The organism is Bradyrhizobium sp. PRIMUS42, assembly GCF_023006515.1.
Taxonomy (GTDB): domain Bacteria; phylum Pseudomonadota; class Alphaproteobacteria; order Rhizobiales; family Xanthobacteraceae; genus Bradyrhizobium.
On sequence record NZ_JALBGZ010000508.1, the window covers coordinates 1 to 4,728 of the forward strand.

Annotated in this window: 5 protein-coding genes; 4 read left to right on the plus strand and 1 reads right to left on the minus strand. The window is 64.0% G+C overall.

What is annotated here, in order from left to right:
* Positions 1 to 125: 125 nt before the first annotated feature.
* Complete coding sequence (locus MOV75_RS27930) at positions 126 to 566, plus strand: DUF1489 family protein (protein WP_246930017.1); 441 nt, start codon at positions 126 to 128, stop codon at positions 564 to 566.
* Between the two features lie 110 nt (positions 567 to 676).
* On the opposite strand, the gene panC is transcribed toward MOV75_RS27930, so the two are convergent.
* Positions 677 to 1,528, minus strand: coding sequence for a pantoate--beta-alanine ligase (gene panC / locus MOV75_RS27935; RefSeq protein WP_246930015.1), 852 nt, complete (start codon positions 1,526 to 1,528; stop codon positions 677 to 679).
* Positions 1,529 to 1,813: 285 nt separating this feature from the next.
* Here panC and MOV75_RS27940 point away from each other — a divergent pair, with 285 nt between their 5' ends.
* The 3 genes from MOV75_RS27940 to MOV75_RS27950 all read left to right on the plus strand — a co-directional run.
* A complete protein-coding gene (locus MOV75_RS27940; protein WP_246930014.1) occupies positions 1,814 to 2,737 on the plus strand; it encodes a division plane positioning ATPase MipZ in 924 nt (307 codons plus the stop codon).
* Positions 2,738 to 3,096: 359 nt separating this feature from the next.
* Positions 3,097 to 3,957 carry an alpha/beta fold hydrolase gene (locus MOV75_RS27945; protein WP_246930013.1) on the plus strand — a complete coding sequence of 287 codons (861 nt, stop codon included), beginning with the start codon at positions 3,097 to 3,099 and terminating at the stop codon, positions 3,955 to 3,957.
* Between the two features lie 133 nt (positions 3,958 to 4,090).
* A partial coding sequence (locus MOV75_RS27950; protein WP_247006965.1) for a VWA domain-containing protein occupies positions 4,091 to 4,728 on the plus strand: 638 nt, incomplete at its 3' end.

The window sequence follows — 4,728 nt, forward strand, 5'->3', positions numbered from 1 at the left end:
CTGCTCGCGCTCCCGCAGCACCGGTTCCGCTCGCTCCGCCGCCGGCCACGGCGGCCGCTCCCGCAGCTGCGGATAACGAGTAGATCGGCATTCCAAATGCGGTGCTGCCCGGCTAATGCTTGGGCATGCCGCTACATCTGATCAAGCTCGCCGTCGGCTGCGACTCCGTCAAGGAATTGAAGGAGTGGATCGCCGAACGGATGCAGACCGCCAAGAAGAAGGGTCTGCCGCAACATCACATCCACATCACGCGCATGGTGCCCAAGCGCGACACCGAGATCCTCGCGGGCGGGTCGCTCTATTGGGTGATCAAGGGCGAGATCGCCGCGCGGGAAAAGATCATCGGCATCGAGCCGTTCCGCGACAAGGACGGCATCGGGCGCTGCCGCATCGTGATGCAGCCGAAGGTGATCTCGGTGTCGCCGCGGCCGATGCGCCCGTTCCAGGGCTGGCGCTATCTCACGGAGGATTCCGTGCCGGCTGATCTCGGCAAGTCCGCCGCCGGCTCGATCGCGGCGATGCCGGAGCCGATGCGGCGTGAATTGCGCGATCTCGGGCTGCTCTAAGCATGATCCGGAAAAGTGCGCAGCGGTTTTCCCTCGCGACAAACGCTGAACGCGTTTGCGCGGAGATCATGCTCAAACAATAAGCTGAAGCGCGATGATATCATCGCGCTTCAGACCGCGATATTGTCGATCAGCCGGGTGGTGCCGAGCTTGGCCGCGACCAGGATCCGCAAGGGGCCGTCCTTGCGCGAGGTGACCGGCGCCAGCGTCTCGGCATGGCGGACCTCGAAATAGTCGAGCGCAAAGCCCGCCGCCTTGATCATCTCGGCGCCGCCGGCCATCGCGGGCGCGATGGCATCGCCGGCCTTGATCCGCTGCGCGCTCGCTTTCATGGCACGGTAGAGGACGGTGGCGGTCTGCCGCTCCTGGGGCGACAGATAGACGTTGCGCGAGGACATCGCGAGCCCGTCGCGCTCACGCACAGTGCGCGAGCCGATCACCTTGACGCCGAGGTCGAGGTCGCGCGCCATCTGCGTCACCACCCGCAACTGCTGAAAATCCTTTTCGCCGAAGATCGCAAAGTCCGGCCGGCACTGCGTGAACAGCTTGCCGACGACGGTTGCGACGCCGCCGAAGAAATGCGGGCGGAAGCGGTCCTCGAGCCCGGCGAGCGCCGGCCCCTCCGGCACAATGCGGGTGGCGAAGCCGTCGGGATACATGGCCTTGACCTCCGGATGCCAGACGACGTCGACATCCTCGGCCGCGAGCTTGGCGATGTCGGCCTTCCAGGTGCGCGGATAGGCGCCGAAATCCTCGGTCGGGGCGAACTGGGTCGGGTTGACGAAAATCGAGACCACGACGCGGCTGGCGCGCCGCTTGGCGAGGCGGACGAGGGACACATGCCCGTCATGGAGGGCCCCCATGGTCGGGACCAGCGCGATCGTGGCCTTTCGCTTGCGAAGATTGTCGACGGCGCGGCGCAAGGTGGGGACCGTGCGGGCGATCAAGGGGCTTGGTGACATCGGGACTCGACAGGGTTGGGAATCGGCGCGGCACGATCTGGCGCCCGGGGCGGCTAACCTTAACAAGCAGCGATCGTGGACGCCATGCACCCGGATGCGGCACAGCATCCTCTGCAAGCTGGCGCACGACGTCGCGACATTGTGGGCTGTATCACAGACGAAGATGAGTGCCGCTATTCATGATGAAGAACGGCACGATACGATTTGCATAACCTGTCACGCATTTCACTTGACCGCAGACCCGGCCAACTCGAAGATTATTCATCAGGGGTGTTGAGGATCGCCATGCTTGTGCAGGCTAGCCAAGGCCAATCCGGCTCGGCGCACGTTGTCGTGCTCGGCAACGAGAAGGGCGGCTCCGGCAAGTCGACCTCCGCCCTGCACATCGCGGTTGCGCTCCTGAAGGCCGGACAGCGCGTCGCCACCATCGACCTCGACTGCCGTCAGCAAAGCTTTACCCACTACATCGGCAATCGTGCCGCCTGGGCGCGCCGCACCAAGCTCGACCTCGAGCTGCCGGTGCATCGCTGCATCAAGCTCGGCGAGACCATGCAGATCGCCGAGAACGAGAATTCCGAGTTCCTGCAGTTCATGGAGGCTGTCTCGGCAGTCGAGAGCAGCTTCGACTTCATCGTCATCGATACGCCGGGCACCGACAGCTACCTCATGCGCCTCGCGCACTCGATGGCCGACACGCTGGTCACGCCGATCAACGACAGCTTCCTCGATTTCGACGTGCTCGGTACCGTCGATCCCGCGAGCTACGCGGTGACGGGCGAGAGCCACTATGCCGAGATGGTGCGCGACGTCAGGCGCAAGCGCCGCCAGCTCGACGGTTCGACCACCGACTGGATCGTCGTGCGCAACCGCCTGTCGATGCTCGGCTCCCGCAACAAGCAGCTCGTCGCGGAGGGGTTGAAGGATCTGTCGCTGCGGCTCGGCTTCCGCTACGTCGACGGCTTCGCCGAACGCGTGGTCTATCGCGAATTTTTCCCGCGCGGCCTGACCGCCCTCGACGAGATCGACGAGGCCACGCTCGGCATGCGGCCCAATCTCGGCCATCTCACCGCACGGGAAGAGGTGACGAGCCTGCTCCGCCAGCTCAAGCTGCCGCTCGATGAGCGCGGGCGCCGTCGCGCCGCCAACCGGGCCGAATGGTTCAACCAGATCGACAAGCCGCTCGAAGTGCACGACATTCTGGGCGCCTAAGGATTCCGGGCGCGCCTAAGGCGGTATCTCGCTACTTTCGATCGATCTGAGTGCCAGGGTTCCGCGGGAACCCTGGTCGCGTTCGGCCGTTTTCACCCCACGTTTACTGCGAAATTGAACCTGATCGAGATGGGTTGCGTCCGATGGTGAGGTGCACCTGACGTAGCTGTAGATCAAAAGGGTGCCCAGAAAACGTGTGCGCCGCACAACGAAAGAGCTGCAGCTTCACAATATTTGGCCTTCCTGTCACGCGCCTGTGACATATATTAGCGATTAGGCGACCAGGGGACGAAGAGCCCCGGAAGAACACGATTTTCAACAGGGATTCAGGCCGCAAGAGCCTGAGGCTGAGGACGAAAATGAAGCGTGGAATTGCCGTTTTGGTTTCCGTCAGTGCCCTCTGCGGCATCGCCTATTTCACGGCGAGCAAGTGGGCGATCAAGCACGAGACCATCACTTTCTACGACGCCTCCCGCGACAACCGTCCGGTGCCCGTCCAAATCGCGGTGCGACGCGACAAGGAAATGCAGGCCAATGCCGGCATGATCACGCTGCCGGTCGCAGTGATCAATCACGGCAATACCGTCAAGAACACCGAATACGGCTTCCTCGCCAACATCTTCGCTGCGCGCGGCTACATGGTCGTGAGCCCGCAGCACGATCTGCCGACCGATCCTCCGATGGTCACCAAGCCGGGTGAGCTCTATGTCGGCCGGCTGCCGCAGATCCTGCGCGGCGTCGCCAACATTCATCTGGCCATGCAGGAGTTGAAGAAGGTTCAGCCCAACGCCGATTACGCCAGGGTGACGATGGTCGGCCACTCCATGGGCGGCGACATCACGATGTATTTCGCCAAGCAGTATCCGGATGAGGTCAAGAAGGTCGTCACGCTCGACAATCTGCGCGTGCCCTTCGTCACCGCGGGCAAGTTCAAGATCCTGTCGTTCCGTTCGCAGGATCCGCAGTTCAAGGCCGATGCGGGCGTGCTACCGACCGACGAGGAATGCGAGAAGGCGGGCATCCAGGTCGTGAAGACCGAGTTTCAGCATAACGACATGCGTGACACCGGTCCGGATGTCGCAAAGAACTCGATCCAGAGCATGCTCGACAAATTCCTGAGCGCGACCGACAGCGAGATCGCGCCGGTCGACACGCAATCGTCGCCGCCCAACGTCCTCGAGCCCGGCCCGGTCGCGCTGATGGCGCCCGCCAAGAGCTAACATCGAGAGCCGACGCTCTCACCCCCGATTGTACTGATTTCCAAAGCCTCCGCCGGCCTCCGCCCGCGGAGGCTTTGCACATTGACCGGGCTGCCCGGGCTGACCACATTAGCTGCTTACGCAGGGTCAAGCGATGTCGGGCGAACCCATCAAGCCGGGCGGCGGCGATGCCGTCTCGGCACAAGCAGGCGGCGCGGTGCCGCAGGCCGGAACGTCGACCACGGAGGACATTGCCGCTTTCGTCGCCAAGGCGCGGGCGCTGTCACCCCATGCGCCGGGCGCGAAGGGGCGGCTGATCTTCGCATTGGATGCCACGATGAGCCGGCAGCCCACCTGGGACATGGCTTGCGCGCTTCAGGCCGACATGTTTCGCGAGACCGCGGCACTCGGCAGTCTTGATATCCGGCTCGTCTACTATCGCGGTCTGAACGAGTGCCGCGCCACGGGATGGATCTCCGATAGCACCAGGCTTGCGGCGCTGATGAGCAAGATCGATTGCCGCGGCGGCGACACCCAGATCGGCAAGGTGCTGAGCGAGGCGCGGCGCGAAGCGGTCGCATCTGGCGTGCGCGCCGTCGTCTTCGTCGGCGATGCCATGGAGGAGAACGTCGACGAGCTCTGCGTCAAGGCCGGCGAGCTCGGCATGCTCAATGTGCCGGTGTTCGTGTTTCAGGAAGGTCATGACGCGGTCGCCGAGCAGGCCTTTCGCGAGATCGCGCGCCTGACCGGCGGCGCCTGGTGCCGGTTTGATCCGGGCGCGGCGGCGCAGCT